At 41.6% G+C, this 15854-nt stretch carries 12 protein-coding genes; 10 read left to right on the plus strand and 2 right to left on the minus strand.

The features are described 5' to 3' along the window. Positions 1-52: 52 nt before the first annotated feature. Positions 53-1414, minus strand: coding sequence for a glutathione-disulfide reductase (gene gorA, locus H5158_RS18595; RefSeq protein WP_182740612.1), 1362 nt, complete (start codon positions 1412-1414; stop codon positions 53-55). Positions 1415-1545: 131 nt separating this feature from the next. On the opposite strand from gorA, the gene prlC reads away from it, so the two are divergent. The 5 genes from prlC to H5158_RS18620 all read left to right on the plus strand — a co-directional run bounded on the left by prlC (position 1546) and on the right by H5158_RS18620 (position 8344). Next, positions 1546-3597: an oligopeptidase A gene (gene prlC / locus H5158_RS18600; protein ID WP_145238693.1), complete on the plus strand. Its 2052-nt coding sequence runs from the start codon at positions 1546-1548 to the stop codon at positions 3595-3597. A gap of 126 nt (positions 3598-3723) precedes the next feature. Beyond that, positions 3724-4905 (plus strand): response regulator transcription factor, encoded by a 1182-nt coding sequence (locus tag H5158_RS18605; RefSeq protein WP_182740613.1) that lies wholly within the window; start codon positions 3724-3726, stop codon positions 4903-4905. A 57-nt stretch (positions 4906-4962) separates the two neighbouring features. Further along, positions 4963-5718 carry a class I SAM-dependent methyltransferase gene (locus H5158_RS18610; protein WP_145238699.1) on the plus strand — a complete coding sequence of 252 codons (756 nt, stop codon included), beginning with the start codon at positions 4963-4965 and terminating at the stop codon, positions 5716-5718. Positions 5719-5839: 121 nt separating this feature from the next. Further along, positions 5840-7765 carry a methyl-accepting chemotaxis protein gene (locus tag H5158_RS18615; RefSeq protein ID WP_182740614.1) on the plus strand — a complete coding sequence of 642 codons (1926 nt, stop codon included), beginning with the start codon at positions 5840-5842 and terminating at the stop codon, positions 7763-7765. 105 nt (positions 7766-7870) lie between these two features. Beyond that, entirely contained in the window at positions 7871-8344 is a 474-nt protein-coding gene (locus tag H5158_RS18620; protein ID WP_182719249.1) for a peroxiredoxin, read from the plus strand. A gap of 107 nt (positions 8345-8451) precedes the next feature. On the opposite strand, the gene H5158_RS18625 is transcribed toward H5158_RS18620, so the two are convergent. Beyond that, entirely contained in the window at positions 8452-10578 is a 2127-nt protein-coding gene (locus H5158_RS18625) for a S8 family peptidase (RefSeq protein WP_182740615.1), read from the minus strand. Positions 10579-10902: 324 nt separating this feature from the next. Between H5158_RS18625 and H5158_RS18630 the strand changes: the two genes are divergently transcribed. The 5 genes from H5158_RS18630 (at position 10903) to H5158_RS18650 (ending at position 15799) form a co-directional block, all read left to right on the plus strand. After that, positions 10903-12087: an NAD(P)/FAD-dependent oxidoreductase gene (locus H5158_RS18630; RefSeq protein ID WP_149982665.1), complete on the plus strand. Its 1185-nt coding sequence runs from the start codon at positions 10903-10905 to the stop codon at positions 12085-12087. Between the two features lie 321 nt (positions 12088-12408). Further along, a complete protein-coding gene (locus H5158_RS18635) occupies positions 12409-12993 on the plus strand; it encodes a hypothetical protein (protein WP_259399462.1) in 585 nt (194 codons plus the stop codon). 612 nt (positions 12994-13605) lie between these two features. Next, positions 13606-14790: an RNA ligase RtcB family protein gene (locus H5158_RS18640; protein WP_182719246.1), complete on the plus strand. Its 1185-nt coding sequence runs from the start codon at positions 13606-13608 to the stop codon at positions 14788-14790. Between the two features lie 2 nt (positions 14791-14792). Beyond that, positions 14793-15449: a peptide chain release factor H gene (gene prfH, locus H5158_RS18645; protein ID WP_182740617.1), complete on the plus strand. Its 657-nt coding sequence runs from the start codon at positions 14793-14795 to the stop codon at positions 15447-15449. A 14-nt stretch (positions 15450-15463) separates the two neighbouring features. After that, positions 15464-15799, plus strand: a complete 336-nt coding sequence (locus H5158_RS18650; RefSeq protein WP_259399463.1) for a low molecular weight protein tyrosine phosphatase family protein — start codon at positions 15464-15466, stop codon at positions 15797-15799. Positions 15800-15854 lie beyond the last annotated feature (55 nt).

Genomic DNA, 15854 nt, shown 5'->3' on the forward strand with positions numbered 1-15854 from the left:
AGCCCGAAGCCCGAAGCCCGAAGCTCGAAGCCCGAAGCCCGAAGCTCGAAGCTTATCTCATAGTAACAAACTCTTCTGAGCCAGTTGGGTGCAGTGCAACAACGGCATCAAAATCTGCTTTGGTTGCGCCCATTTTCATGGCCACGGCAAAGCCTTGGATCATTTCATCAACAGCAAAACCTAAGCCGTGTAAGCCTACAACTTTCTCGTCAGGGCCTGCGCACACTAGCATCATGTTACATGCTTGGCGGTGCTGAGTAACCGCAGTGTACATAGCAGCAAAGCTTGATTTATACACTTTTACGTTCTCGTTGCCGTACTGCGAAATTGCTTCTTGCTCAGTTAAACCAATGGTACCAATTGGCGGGTGGCTAAATACCACGGTAGGAACTAAGCTGTAATCCATTTTTAAATCATCTGGCAGGTCTTTATTGAACAAACGCTCTGATAAAGTACGGCCTGCTTTTACTGCAACAGGGGTAAGCTCTATACCGCCTTCGATGATATCACCCACAGCATAAACATTTTTAGCCGTAGTATTTTGGTACTCGTCTACCTTAACGTAACCGCCTTCGTTTACTTCAACACCCGCTGCGACTAAATTAATCTTATCAGTCGTCGGTGTACGGCCAATGGCCCAAATGACTTGATCAACATTTTGACTGTAGCCATTTTCAAAGTGGATAGTTAAGCTGCCATCGCTTTCTTTAACTACTTCTTTTGGTAAGCATTCGGTATGCAGCGTCGGGCCTTCTTTGGCCATAATATCAACAAGGGTGTCGATGATGTATGGGTCAAAGGTGCGCAGTGGTTTATTTTTACGAACAAATAAATGGGTTTCTGTACCTAGGCTATGTAGTACACCGGCAATCTCTACCGCGATATAACCGGCACCAACAACGGCAACGCGTTTTGGTTGTTCATTCAGCTCAAAAAAGCCATTTGAATCGATGCCGTGTTCAGCACCTGGGATATTTGGAATGCTAGGGCGACCGCCTACGGCCACTAAAATATGATCGGCGGTGTAGTGCTCGCCGTCTACTTCGACTGTTTTACTGTCAACAAATTTAGCAAAGCCTTTAATAACTGTTACGCCGTTTTTAGCAAGGCCATTATCGTAACCTTTATGAATGCGGCCAATATAGGCTTCACGGCTTTCTACTAGTTTACTCCAGTTGAATTCTTTTACTTCAACATTAAAGCCGTAATCAGGGGCGTATAAGTTAATTGCTTCAGCAACTTGAGCGCCATGCCACATTACTTTTTTTGGTACACAACCTACATTTACACAGGTTCCACCCATATGTTTTGCTTCAATTAGTGCCACTTTCGCGCCACGCATTGCTGCACGGTTAGCTGACGCTATCCCGCCGCTGCCGCCGCCAATCGCAATGTAATCAAAATGCTGAGCCATCTTTAGTCCTCAAGTTTATATAAAACGTATTTCTCTGATAATAACACATGGCAGACCCGTTAAAAGCCCCTTGTATTTCGAGACGTACGCCCCAACTTAAAAATCATATTCGAAACGATTTGAGAGCTAACATGAGCGATTTACAAAATAACCCACTAATAGGCCTTGAAGGCTTACCACCGTTTTCAAAAATTAAGCCAGAGCATGTTGTGCCGGCGCTAAAAGCGGGTATTAGCGAATGCCGCGCTAAAATAGACGAAGTGCTGGCTAATAAATCATTCACTTGGCAGGACTTAGTGTTACCTCTTGAAGAAGTTGACGATAAATTATCGCGAATGTTTTCTCCGGTATCGCATATGAACTCCGTAGTTAATAGCGATGAATTACGTGAAGCGTACGAACAATGTTTACCACTTATCTCAGAGTATTCAACCTTTGTTGGTCAACACCAAGGGTTGTATGAAGCCTACAACGCACTACACAACAGTGATGAGTTTAAAACGTTAAGTACGGCAGAACAAAAAACGATTACTAATGCATTGCGTAGCTTTGAATTATCGGGCATCGCCTTGGCGCCTGAGCAGCAAAAGCGCTACGGCGAGATCAGCGCACGTTTATCAGAACTTGCGGCTAAATTTGGCAATAACGTGATGGATGCCACATTGGCTTGGCAAAAGCACATTACTGATGAAAGCGAACTCGCAGGTTTACCTGAGTCGGCGTTAGCGTTAGCGGCAGATACAGCAGCAAGCAAAGAATTGGACGGCTGGGTATTTACCCTTGATTTCCCGTCTTACTTACCGATCATGACTTATGCTGATAACCGTGAATTACGCGAAGAGACGTATACGGCATTTGCAACACGCGCATCTGATCAAGGCCCACACGCTGGTCAGTTTGATAACTCTGAGATCATGAGTGAAGAACTCGCGCTGCGTCATGAAATTGCGCAACTATTAGGTTTTGCCAGTTATGCTGAAAAATCATTAGCCACTAAAATGGCTGAAACGCCAGAGCAAGTATTCTCATTTTTAGAAGACTTAGCCGCTAAATCTAAACCACAAGCTGAGCAAGAGCTCGCTGAGCTGCAAGCTTACGCCAAAGAAAAACATGGCATTGAGCAACTCGCTGCGTGGGATTATGGTTATTACGGTGAAAAGCTTAAGCAAGAGAAATACGCAATATCAGACGAAGTACTGCGCCCGTATTTCCCCGCAGATAAAGTACTAAGCGGCTTGTTTGAAACAGTAAATCGTTTATTTGGTATTAGTGTTAAAGAGTTAAAAGACATTGATAGTTACCATAAAGATGTACGCTTTTTTGAAATTTACGACAGTAGCAATACCCTGCGTGGCCGTTTTTATCTTGATTTATACGCGCGTGATCACAAACGCGGTGGCGCGTGGATGGATGACTGCATGGGTCGCAAAGTACGCGCCAATGGCGAGTTACAAACGCCTGTAGCGTATTTAGTGTGTAACTTTAATAAAGCGGTAGGCGATAAGCCTGCACTGTTTACTCATAATGAAGTCACCACTTTATTCCATGAGTTTGGCCATGGTATTCACCATATGCTAACTCAAGTTGATGCCGCGCCAGTTGCGGGTATTAATGGTGTTGCATGGGATGCCGTTGAGCTGCCAAGTCAGTTTTTAGAAAACTGGTGTTATGAAGAAGAAGCACTTAACTTTATTTCAGGTCACTATGAAACGGGCGAGTCATTGCCTAAAGAGTTATTGGATAAACTACTAGCAGCTAAAAACTATAACTCAGGCATGCAAATGCTGCGTCAAATCGAGTTCTCGTTATTTGATTTTAGAATTCACAACGATTATCAAGCGGGTGAAGAATGCCAAATTCAAGCGCGTTTAGATGAAGTACGTAGCCATACATCAGTTGTTAAAGCACCAGAGTTTAACCGTTTTCAACATGGTTTTAGCCATATCTTTGCTGGTGGCTATAGCGCAGGTTATTATTCGTATAAATGGGCCGAAGTGCTCTCAGCTGATGCGTTTTCCAAATTTGAAGAAGAAGGTATTTTTAACCCAGAAACTGGGCAAGCCTTTATGCAGCATATTTTAGAAAAAGGCGGCAGTGAAGAGCCAATGGAGTTGTTTAAAAACTTCCGTGGTCGTGAGCCAAGTGTCGATGCACTATTGCGCCACAGTGGTATTGCAGCTTAAGCACTACGTATATTTAATCTTGAAAAGCGCCGTTTGGCGCTTTTTTACTATTTAGAGTAATAAATTGTCGCAAAATCAGGGCTCCGTACTATGCTTTTTTAAGTAATTAATAAAAAGGAATTGGGCATGACAAAACTGGTACTGGCGATTGATGATGATAAATATGTTCATCGTGTAATAGAGGAATCATTAGCGGGGTTTTGTCAGTTAATTCATGCTAAAAATGGCGAAGAAGGTTTAAGGCAAGCTTATAAATATAGCCCTGACATTATTTTATTGGATGTTGAAATGCCCGGTAAAACGGGCTACGAAGTGTGTCGTGAGCTGAAAAATAATGAGCAAACCAAAGATACCCCAGTAATGTTTTTGTCGGGTAAAAGCGAATTACCAGAACGTGTTAAAGGTTATAATGCCGGTGCTGCCGATTACATTGTAAAGCCCTTTAATACCGAGGAATTAATGGCGCGTATTCGGGTGTTGTATCAATATCGTCAGCATTCTATTAAGTTAAAAAATGATGTAGAGCGCGCGCAGATCACCGCTGAAATAGCCATGACTGACTCCGGCGATATGGGTCGCATAATGCGTTATGTAGGGCAAACCTATCACGCCCATGATGTGCAATCATTATCGGCCCATTTTTTTGAATTCTTCCGACCGTTAAATCTCGATGTAGTTGTGGCTTTTTGGTATCAAGATGTAGGGGTTGTGTGCACTGATGACGGTGGTGTTTGTCCGTTAGAGCAAGAGTTATTAGAAAAGCACCGTTATTCTAATCGCTTTGTTGATTTTAGTAGTCATACTATTGTTAATTACCCGAAAGTGTCTATTTTAATTAAAAATATGCCTTTAGATGATGTTGTGTTGTATGGCCGCTATAAAGATTTATTCCCGCATATTTTGGAAGTAACCAATGCCAAAATCCAAGATATGGAAGTAAACGAAAAAGCACTGGCTCAAGCGCATGCGGTTGGTAATGCTTTTAATGAGCTTTCTTCGCAATTATTTGTCAGTAGCGAGGCGCGCGAAGAAGCAGTAGCAAAATTGACAACTCAGTTATCTGAATTACGTGCACTTATGCAGCAAGATCCCACTTTTGCTGCGAACCAAGCGTTGGCATTGCAGGTTGAGCAATTAGAGCAAACACAATTACAGTTAACTATCTTGAATGATGACTTGGCTTTTATTAAGCATCAGCTCAATCACATTATTGAATCGCGCAGCGAATTGATCGATAGCCTGAGTAAAATTGCTACGCCGGAGCACACTCAAGACGTTACTTCGCAAACGGATATTGAGCTATTTTAGTGCTATGGCGCTTAGCAGTTGATATACTTCGCGAGCTATTCACGGTCGGAGTTTATTTTGGTTATACAGTGTCCTTTTAAAGAAGTACGTCCTTATCTTAATGAAATTGAGCTGCGTTTTGGGCTCGCTGAGTGGGCGGCACAAAGCGAAGGCTTTTCACTTCATTATGATGATCAAGGCTTAAGCTTACGAAAAACCGATGAACCAAAACTTGGCGCTATTAGCGTTGACTTTGTAACTGGGGCTGTTGCTCACCGTCGTAAATTCGGTGGCGGTAAAGGACAGTCTATCGCCAAAGCGGTTGGTTTAAATAAAGGAGCGACCCCCGTTGTTCTAGATGCGACCGCAGGGCTTGGCCGTGATGGTTTTGTGTTAGCATCGCTGGGTTGTAAAGTGATTTTACATGAGCGCCATCCGGTTGTTGCAGCATTACTTTATGATGGTTTGCAACGTGCTTATAGCGATAATGAAATTGGTCCGTGGATGAAGCAAAACATGAGCCTAGTGTTTGGCTCCAGTCATACCTTACTCGCGCAATGCGAAAGTATGCCAGATGTGGTTTATTTGGATCCAATGTTTCCACACCGTGAAAAGTCAGCACTGGTTAAAAAAGAAATGCGGGTGTTTCAAGACTTGGTTGGCGCAGATAATGATGCTGATGACTTACTCGCATTTGCCTACCCACTGGCTAGTAAGCGAGTGGTTGTTAAGCGGCCTGATTACGCACCATTTTTAAATAATCAGACGCCTAGCATGCAGATTAAAACCAAAAAGAATCGCTTTGATGTGTATGTCAAAGCCGCCATGGTGTGAGGCTTTATTCGTATTTTTTATTTTTGTTCCTATAAAGTTATAAGTGTTTCATATCGGCTTTCATTAAATTGTCATAAATAGTTAATAGTGTACGCGCAGTTACCCAAAGGAATTTAATTTCATGCGCGTGTCATCATTCACTCGGTTGCTGGCTATTTTGCTGGCATTGGCTAGCCTGCTGTTAGGCGGAACCTTGTACTGGGCAAGTCAAACCTTAGTTAAACTCGAACAACAAGACCAATCTTATAATCAATTAAAAAATAAAATACTTGTTGATTTAAAAGGCTTACTAGAAGATTACTTAGCACAGGGCGATAGTCAGTATTTAGGGAAAGCGTCGGATTTAATTAGCCAAGTAAAAGACACCCAACTTGCCATTTTACCAATTGATTTAAAACAACAGTTAGATCTGCAATTAAGCCAACTCGATACTGATATAAAAGGTAAGTATCGTGCTTTAGGTAAACTTTCAGGTAATGAAACAGCATTGCTTGATAATGCACTTAGGCAAATGGCGGGCTCAGCATCTTCCTTGATTGGTTATGCTAACAAAGCAGGGCAACAAAATACTAACGCGCAGGCTTATTATCAGCTTGCCAGTGATTACTACCGCGAAGTGACAAATTTGTCGTTGTTTACTTATCAGCTAATGCTTAGTTTTGATCAAGACACACAAACCAACTTACAACAAAGTATTGCTAACTTAAACCGTTTAGCAAAGCAGATTGACGAGCTTGAAAACTTGGGCGTTATGAGTGAAGTTGATGAAGATAGTTTGTTTATAGATGAAGAAGCCGAAGATTTAGCCGGTGAAATTAAGGCAGAGCTAAGAAGCTGGCCGAACCGCTACCCACGTGATTTAGAGAACACCATTGCACAAGCTCAGCAGCGTCAAACAGGCATACAGGCTCTGCGCAAACAGATCAGTACACTTTCTGACACGGTGATAAATGCTGAGCAGCAACTTAAAATTCAGCAAGGTACGTTAAAGCAGCGAGTATTCGTAGTGTTTTGCATTGCCATTGGCATGTTGGTTGTATTGGCTGTTGGTGTTTACTTTGTACAGCGAAATCAAGTATTAACCCCGCTTCGTCAACTACGTGATGGCTTTGCATTTTTAATCGAAAGTAACGAATTAAAAAATATTGAAAGTAGTAACTCAAAAACAGAAGTTGGTGAAATAGCTAGTTACTTTAACCAGTTAATTGAGCGTCAACGGTTAGAGGCTGAAGAGCGTGCACAAATGCTCAAGGTGATTAACGATTTTATGCAAGAAATGAGCGAGCATCTACATACGATAAGTCAGCAAACAGATGCCAGTCATCATCAAGTTGAACAAAATCAAGAATTATTGGCTGATATTCAACATATTGGTGAGCAAGTAAACGATATAAACGGCAAAGTAGCAGATAACGCCAAGCATACGTTTTCAGCAATGGAGCAAAGTTTAGGGTTTGCCCAAAACATGCTCAGTGCTAGCTCAAATACACAACAGCGGGTGGAGCATGGTTTACATAGCTTGCAAGAGTTGCTCAGTGGTGTACAAGATGTAGGGAAAGTTATTGAAGTGATCCGCAATATTGCAGATCAAACTAATTTGCTGGCACTCAATGCTGCGATCGAATCAGCGCGCGCAGGTGAACATGGCCGTGGTTTTGCTGTGGTTGCAGATGAAGTGCGCAAGTTAGCTCGGCAAACACAAGGTTCGCTGAGTGATATTAATAACCAGCTCAATCTATTGAGTGAAAACTCAACTATGGTGTCAACGCAAATATCAGCATTAGCTGATGATGCTCAATTGCAAACCGATAATGCCCAAGAGCTGAAACGAAACTCCGAAGGGGTAGCTCATAATGCACAGGATGCTAACAAAGTCGCTTTTGATGCAATGGAGTTGGCAAAGCAGCAAAACTCATTGTTAGAAAACTTCAGCCAGTCAATGCAAAGTATGAAAGGGCAGGTGAGTGAATCTAGTTTATTAGTGGCTGATATTCATCAGCGTTTACAGCAGCAAATGCATACTATTCGCAGTAGTTTAGGATTGTAATCTTGCTTGCAAAGGGACAATTACTCGCAACTCGATGTTAGGGTTGGTTGCGCTTTTGTGCTATTTTGGTGTTGTTCAAAACTCATCACTTTAAAAGGAAATATCATGATTTCTCAAGGTCAAACATTACCAGCCGTTAGTCTTACACAGCTTACTGACGACGGTATGCAAACACTTACCAATGAAACACTTTTTGCAGGTAAAAAAGTGGTGTTATTTGCAGTGCCAGGCGCGTTTACACCTACGTGTTCAAATGCACATTTACCTGAATTTATTACTCTAGCAGATAAAATAAGAGCCAAAGGCGTTGACGCTATTTACTGTGTATCAGTAAACGATGCGTTTGTAATGAAAGCATGGGGTGAGCAACATAATGCTCAAGCAATCGAGATGCTTGCCGATGGCGATGCTAGCTTTACCAAAGCACTTGGTTTAGATAAAGACACTGCTGCATTTGGTGGTGTACGCTCAACGCGTTATGCGATGATTGTTGAAGATCAGCAAGTCACAGGTTTATTTGTTGAACAAGATAAAGAGTTTGCAGTAAGTCGCGCAGAAGCGGTACTTGAAAAGCTTTAAAAAGAGCTAAAAAAGCCGAACTTTCGTTCGGCCAAAGTTACCAAGGGAACTGGCAAATAGCACTTATAGGCATAGGGTTTAATACAAACCCTATGCCTTATTGCTAACTAAGGCTGGTATTGTGCGTCAAGCGTTAAACCGGCAAAGGTTTTATAAGCATTCACACTCATGTGCCAAGTGCCCGCTTGTGGATTGCTAAACGTACATGTCTCTGCGTTACCGTTTTTATATGGGCGGCAATCATAGCTAGAGCTTGTTGGTTGGCTGCCAAACTTAACAAATAAATCTGCATCACCTGAGCCACCAGACGTTGTTACGGTAAAGCTTGCCATTCCTGCTGGAACATCAAGGGTATAATGTTTCCATTGCCCAGCGTTCGCCGTAATATCTGCGATTGTGCCACCGCCAGCTTGTGGATTACCGCTACTACCAGAGGTTGTTAAATTACCCACTAAACTAACGCCTGAGTAAGTCGAGTAACCACGTACCATTACATGGTATGTGCCAGCAGTTGGGTTATCTATAGAGCACTCTTCGCTGTTACCTCCTTTATAAGGGCGACAATCATAAGTTGATGTAGTGGGTTTACTACCTGAGCGTACATATAAGTCAGCATCTCCCGTTCCGCCACTCATAGTGAAAGTCACATTACTTGCGCCACTTGGTACAGTCATTGTATAAAAAGTATCACTACTCGCAGCGCCACTTAGGCCCGTTTGAGCTTGGCCATCAAGTAACTCATTGCCGCCAACCGGTGGTGTAGTACCACCGCTTGCAGCAGCAACTGCGGCTGCAGCGTCAACAATACCAGTACCACAGTTATTGCATGTGGCAGGGAATGAGCGAGTGCTTGATTTTAATATGCTTTCAATTTCATCAGGCGTTGCAGTTGGCTTTGCTTGTTTAATAAGAGCAGCAACACCAGCAACATGAGGTGCTGCCATCGATGTACCTTGTGAGTAATGATAGCTGTCACTAGAAGGGCTTGATGAACCTGAGTTATGTGTAGATAAAACACCTTCTGAATCATTAGCAAAGCTTTGCGCACCACCAGGTGCTGCAACATCGATAGATGTACCATAGTTTGAGTAGTAAGCTCGACCACCATTACGACCAACCGATGCAACATTTACTACGCCATTACAGTTACCAGGGTTATAGTTGTTAGCATTGTCGTTATCATTACCTGCGGCAATGACAATTACAGTGCCGTTATTACGTGCTTGGTTAATCGCGTTTTGTGTTGTTGAGCTACAAGAGCCGCTGCCACCCAAACTCATGTTGATGACATCAGCAGGATTAGCATTAGCTGGTACGCCAGAAACTGATCCGCCTGAAGCCCAAATAATGCCGTCGGCAATATCAGATGTTAAACCACCACATTTACCAAGTACGCGTACCGGAACAACTTTAGCATCATAAGCAACACCAGCAACACCTTCGCCATTATTCGTAACGGCTGCAACAGTACCTGCAACATGGGTTCCGTGCCAGCTTGAACCTTGTGCACTGTTATTATTACCACACTCACCGGTAGATACTGCATCACCTGGATCGCGTGCATCACTATCGCGTGCGCCACCGTCATTTGCGACAAATGTATCCGAAATCATATCGTAGCCAGGTAAAATATTGGCATTAAGATCAATGTGTGGACGATAACCAGTATCTAATACTGCCACTGTTACACCGCTACCTGTTGCGGTATCCCATGCAGTTGGAAGGTTTAACCCGCCAGCTTGCTCATAGTAATGCCATTGGTCGTCATAACGAGGATCGTTAGGCGTTGCAAATGGTTTTAACATCTGGTCGATTTCAATATATTCAACATTGCCTGAAGCCATTACTTCTTGCATATATTGTTGGGCTTCGTCAGCGCTTAGTTTTTTATTTGCACGCATAACATGATGATTGTCCAATGCCATTGCACGGATATATTGCGCCTTAACTTTTCCTTTTTTACTGGTAAAGTTTTTAACAAAGCCTTGGGCCTTTTTATTCATCATTTGTGGGCTAGTTTCAGTAGCCGACATTGTGCTCATTTCATCAGCGTTATTTTTATATTTGATGATAAAACGTGTACCGAGAGGAGCTTGGCTTTGTAGTTTTGTTGTTATGTCAGCAATAGATGGTGTCATTGCTTCGCTAGGATTTGCCATGCTTGATGTCGCTGCAAATATCGCGCTCACAGTAAGCGCTACAGCGCATTTTTTAAATGTTTTTCTTGTTGTCATAATTATCCCTAGATTGTTATTAAGCTTCACGATGAATTGTTGTGAAGGGGAACAAAAGTAAATGATCTGTTAAAATAGTTAAAATAACGTTTTATTATTAATGTCTCTATTTTAGTTATATCGGGATGTTTATATGGCTAAATACGATTTTATGACTTTTATTATGCTGCTATAGTGGTTATAAAGTATTAATTAATTTGTAGGCTGGTGAGGTGAACATTTATTTTTTCACACTTTGTTGTTAATAATAAAATAGTGAAATACCGCTCAGTTTGTACTTTTAAATTTGCTACAATTGCAAAAATTTCCTCATGAGATGAACAAATGACCCAAGTAGATGTAATAGTGATCGGTGCCGGAGCCGCAGGTTTAATGTGTGCAGCACAAGCAGGATACCGTGGCCGCAGTGTTACAGTGCTTGATATGGGCAAAAAGTCTGGTCGTAAAATTCTCATCAGCGGCGGCGGACGCTGTAATTTCACCAATGAAAACGCCAGCCCTGAAAACTATTTATGTGGTAACCCGCACTTTGTAAAATCGTGTTTGAGCCGTTATACCCAACATGATTTTATTGAGCTGGCGGACCGACACGGTTTGGCGTATCACCATAAAACCCTTGGGCAGTTATTTTGCGACAATAGCGCACAAGATATCGTTGATATTTTGCTAACTGAGTGCGAGTGGGCGGGTGTTAATGTTGCGCTGCGTAACGAAGTGCTTAGCGTTGAAAAAACCGCTACTGGCTATCTCGTGATCACAGAACAACAGTCATACAGCTGTGAGTCACTCGTTGTTGCCGCTGGTGGCTTAACCATGCCAAAACTAGGCGCAACACCAATAGGGTATAAAATTGCTGAGCAATTTGGCTTAAAAGTATTACCGACCATGGCAGCACTTGTACCATTTACCTTGCACCAACATGATAAGGACCGCTTTGAAGGGTTATCGGGTATTAGCGTGCCATGTATCGTCAGCAGTGAAGACGGCACAAGTTTTAAAGAAAACATCCTATTTACTCACCGTGGTTTATCAGGCCCCGCTATATTACAAATCAGCTCATTTTGGCGAGCAGGGCAAGCAGTGACTATAAACCTGTTACCAGAGCTTGATTTAACAGAGCAATTAGCAACATGGCGAGAAACCCAAGCACAAAAATCATTAAAAAATAGCCTAGCGACTATTTTGCCAAAACGCTTTATTGAAATACTGCATGAGAGTAAAGCTATTCCAGATTGCAATGTAAATCAGCTCACCCATAGCCAAATTGACGAGCTAGCTAATTACATTCATAACTGGCAAATTAAACCCAACGGCACCGAAGGTTACCGCACAGCGGAAGTAACTCTAGGCGGTATAGACACCGACGAACTTAGCTCAAAAACCTTTGAAGCGAAAAAAGCCCAAGGGCTGTACTTTATTGGTGAAGTAACCGACGTAACCGGTTGGCTAGGCGGCTATAATTTTCAATACGCGTGGAGCTGCGGCTTCGCAGCAGGGCAGTATTGTTAGCTTGTGCAGAGACAATAAAGTTTGCCCGTAGTGAGATATGCTACAACATGCTCATTTTCTCTAGCTGATTTAAGGTTATTGATAATGAGCAGTTGCATAATTCTTATTACATCCATTTTCAAACAAGAGTTTGAATATTTGGTCAATGCTAAGAAAAATAATAACATAGTGTTAATGTTAGGAACTTTGCAGCGTCTATGTGGTCATATTAAATTAGTGTTATAGGGAACACTTATTGTTTAGGGAACAAATATTGTGACAACGTGGCGCTGGCCTTTTATTATTTCATTACTGCTCCACGGGATAATTTTTTCAATATTAATGAGTGTTAAAACCCCAAAATTAATAGTGACAGACACTCCCCCAATTAAAGCATACATGGTTAGTATGGCGTTGCCTAAGTCATTGCCTACAATAGAAAAGAAGAGCAACCAGCACGACGAAGCCACGCTGTTGAAAAAGCTTGAAAAACCAATTATTCCTGCTGCAAACACGATTGTAAAAATTAAAAAAACAATAAAGCCTGTAACGCCCAAGGCACAAACAGACTCTAACAGCTATAAAAAAATAGACCTTAAATTAGGTTTAAAGAGCATACTAAAGCAACAGCAAAATACATTCCCATCAACACCTCCAACGTCACAAGCTTTAGCACAACCACTGCGTATTACTGTGCCAAAGGAGCACCAGCAAACCAGCATAGACCCATTAAAAGTTGAAAAGCAAAGCATGCAATTAACTATCTATCGCCTCGGAGATAACTGCTTTAAAAAGGTATCGATAGGAGCTGGTGTAATGCCAAAAAGTGACCTACCAGATAGTTACTTAGTAGGCACCACTTGTGCTAAAACAAAAGTAACCGACGCCTACGATCAAGCAATGAACAAATGGTTAGATAAAAAGTGACTACTGTGCGGAAGTTATTAGAAATAAAAAAGAGCTGGCACAAATTTTGTTAAGACAGCTATTTTGACAAACATGGAGTTAACCAATTCAGCTCAAAGAAGAACTTATACCCTTACCTCAACATAGTACCTGAGTTAATCGCAAAATTTCCTACTAACTAGTTAATGGTTACTTTTATCCTTGTTTTCTTGTTGAATCACTTCGTTTTACAGAACATGTATGTAAGTTAAAATATCTACTGCGGGCAAATACTCGTGTAACAACATATATATAAAATATAGGAGTACATAAAACACGCCATAATTTTAGTTTGCTTTATGTTCAAAAACTGATTAACATGCGCTCGTTCAATTGTTCAGCACTTACCCTAAGTGTTGGATTCATCAACTAACTGTGAAGGAGAAAATACTATGACAATGACATCAACATCCTTTGCAGGTCTTATCCGATAAGAAACTTGTTACTTAAACACGCTTTTATATATTAAGTACATTTAGGTAAACATTGCGTTTAAACGCGTTCCTTTCGTTTGATTTCAAAATAGATCCAGACCTGCCAATTCGTATTTCGTTTTAATCCTATTTTTCTAACAAAGAAAAAGGAATTGGTATTATGGGCAAATCCGTCCAAAAAATAACTGATAAAGTTAGCCTTATTGCGTCTGCTGATACGTGGATTGAGGGGCTGGCGATACAGCAATTGATCAAAACATCAGAGCTAAATGGTATGCAACGCGTTGCGGGTATGCCTGATTTACACCCAGGTAGAGGGTATCCTATCGGGGCTGCATTTTTCACTACCAACAAAATTTACCCTGCATTAGTGGGTAACGATATTGGCTGTGGTATGGCGCTGTGGCAAACCACAGCAAAAGTAGCAAAAGTAAATCTAGATAAACTAGCCAAAAAATTTACAGATATTGAGCTGCCACTCGACGAAAGCTGGTCCTCAATCATAGAAAGTAGCAAAGCGGCAAAAAATATTACTACCAAGGGTTATGATAGTGCCTTGGGTACCATTGGTGGAGGTAATCATTTTGCCGAGTTTCAAGCGATTGATGAGATATACAATCAAAGTGCTTTAGATGAGTTAGGGCTAAGTAAAAAGCATCTTCAATTATTGGTTCATTCAGGCTCGCGAGGTTTAGGGCAATCGATATTGGTTGAACATATAGCGGGCCATAATCATGATGGATTATGTGAAAGTGAAGCTGACTTTAAAGATTACATGAGCAAGCATGATGAAGCGGTGCGCTTTGCAGAGCTTAATCGTGAGTTGATCGCTAAGCGGTTTTTAGAGGCTATACGAGCCAATGGTGAGTGTACCTTAGATATTAACCATAATTTAGTATCGGCTAAAAATATTAACGGTTGCGATGGCTGGTTACACAGAAAAGGTGCTACACCGAGTGATAAAGGCTATGTAGTGATCCCAGGCTCTCGTGGCGATTACAGTTATCTTGTAAAACCTGTATTTACAGAGTTAAGTGGTAATGATCTAACAGTGCAGGAAAGTATCAATACCAGTTTATTTTCACTTGCACACGGCGCGGGGCGAAAATGGCAGCGCGGTGAATGCCATGGCCGATTAGGTCATAAATATAAGCGCGAAGATTTATATCGTACAGCGTTAGGCAGCAGAGTTATTTGTGGTAATAAAGAATTGCTATACGACGAAGCCCCACAAGCATACAAAAAGTGCGAAACGGTTATAAGTGACATGGTTGATGCAGGGTTAATAGAGGTGGTCGCTAAGTTACGACCAGTTTTAACCTTCAAAACAAATGGAGGTTGTTGATCATGATATTACTGCAATTATCAGCAGGGCAAGGACCTATTGAGTGCTGTAAAGCTGTAAGTTTAGCGTTAAAAATGATTAAAAAACAATGCCTCGCACAAGGCATAGAACTCGAGATTGTTGAGGCTATTAGCGCAACCGAACGAGAATGTTTAAAGTCGGTTTTATTGCAACTTGATTCAACAGCCAATAGCGCGGCTAAGCAATTAGCTCAGTCATGGCAAGGTACTATGTTGTGGGTATGTCAAAGTCAGTATCGGCCTAAGCATAAACGTAAAAACTGGTTTTTTAGCGGGCAACTGTTCGATATTGATGAAAGTAGGCTTGATAAAGGCGTAACTTTTCAAACATGTCGCGCGTCTGGCGCTGGCGGTCAACATGTTAATACTACTGATTCAGCGGTAAGAGCCACCCACACAGCAACGGGTATTTCGGTACGTGTTGAGAGTGAGCGCAGTCAACATGCCAATAAGCGTTTAGCAAGAGTGTTGTTGTTTCAAAAATTAGAGCAAGTAGCATTAGACAAAATGACTCAGCAAGAAACAGCACGTTGGCAACAGCACTGGGAAGTTGAACGTGGTAACCCTGTAAAAACATTCACTGGTGAAAAGTTTGCTTTAAAACATGACTGCTCAGTTAATAAAGGAGTGCATAGTTAATGAAGGAACATAAAGTGACAAATGTACTTTTTATTTGTAGTCGTAATCAGTGGCGAAGCCCAACGGCTGAACAAGTATGGAAAAATCACCCAGAGCTCGCTGTTAGCTCAGCAGGCACCAGCCCTAATGCAAAGAAAACGGCAAATGCCAAAATGATGCAGTGGGCTGATGTCATATTTGTTATGGAGCAAAAACACAAAAATAGACTTAAAGCGCAATTTGGACATTTATTAACTTATAAAGATATTCAAGTATTAGATATTGCTGATGAATACCAATATATGGATAAAGAGTTAGTAAGCATTATAAAACAAAGCGTTGGCAGCTATTTAGCGCTAACTTTAGCGTAGCGTTTTTTATCTTGTTTGTGAATCGGTACGAACAAGATAAAACATTCGCGACTAA

This window comes from Pseudoalteromonas sp. SR45-6, assembly GCF_014163545.1.
Classification (GTDB): Bacteria; Pseudomonadota; Gammaproteobacteria; order Enterobacterales; family Alteromonadaceae; genus Pseudoalteromonas; species Pseudoalteromonas rhizosphaerae.

Bases quoted from the DNA above. Each gene is read 5' to 3' on its own strand.
- gorA (WP_182740612.1), bottom strand. From the start codon at position 1,414: ATGGCTCAGCATTTTGATTACATTGCGATTGGCGGCGGCAGCGGCGGG.
- prlC (WP_145238693.1), top strand. From the start codon at position 1,546: ATGAGCGATTTACAAAATAACCCACTAATAGGCCTTGAAGGCTTACCA.
- H5158_RS18605 (WP_182740613.1), top strand. From the start codon at position 3,724: ATGACAAAACTGGTACTGGCGATTGATGATGATAAATATGTTCATCGT.
- H5158_RS18615 (WP_182740614.1), top strand. From the start codon at position 5,840: ATGCGCGTGTCATCATTCACTCGGTTGCTGGCTATTTTGCTGGCATTG.
- H5158_RS18620 (WP_182719249.1), top strand. From the start codon at position 7,871: ATGATTTCTCAAGGTCAAACATTACCAGCCGTTAGTCTTACACAGCTT.
- H5158_RS18625 (WP_182740615.1), bottom strand. From the start codon at position 10,578: ATGACAACAAGAAAAACATTTAAAAAATGCGCTGTAGCGCTTACTGTG.
- H5158_RS18630 (WP_149982665.1), top strand. From the start codon at position 10,903: ATGACCCAAGTAGATGTAATAGTGATCGGTGCCGGAGCCGCAGGTTTA.
- H5158_RS18635 (WP_259399462.1), top strand. From the start codon at position 12,409: ATGAGTGTTAAAACCCCAAAATTAATAGTGACAGACACTCCCCCAATT.
- H5158_RS18640 (WP_182719246.1), top strand. From the start codon at position 13,606: ATGGGCAAATCCGTCCAAAAAATAACTGATAAAGTTAGCCTTATTGCG.
- prfH (WP_182740617.1), top strand. From the start codon at position 14,793: ATGATATTACTGCAATTATCAGCAGGGCAAGGACCTATTGAGTGCTGT.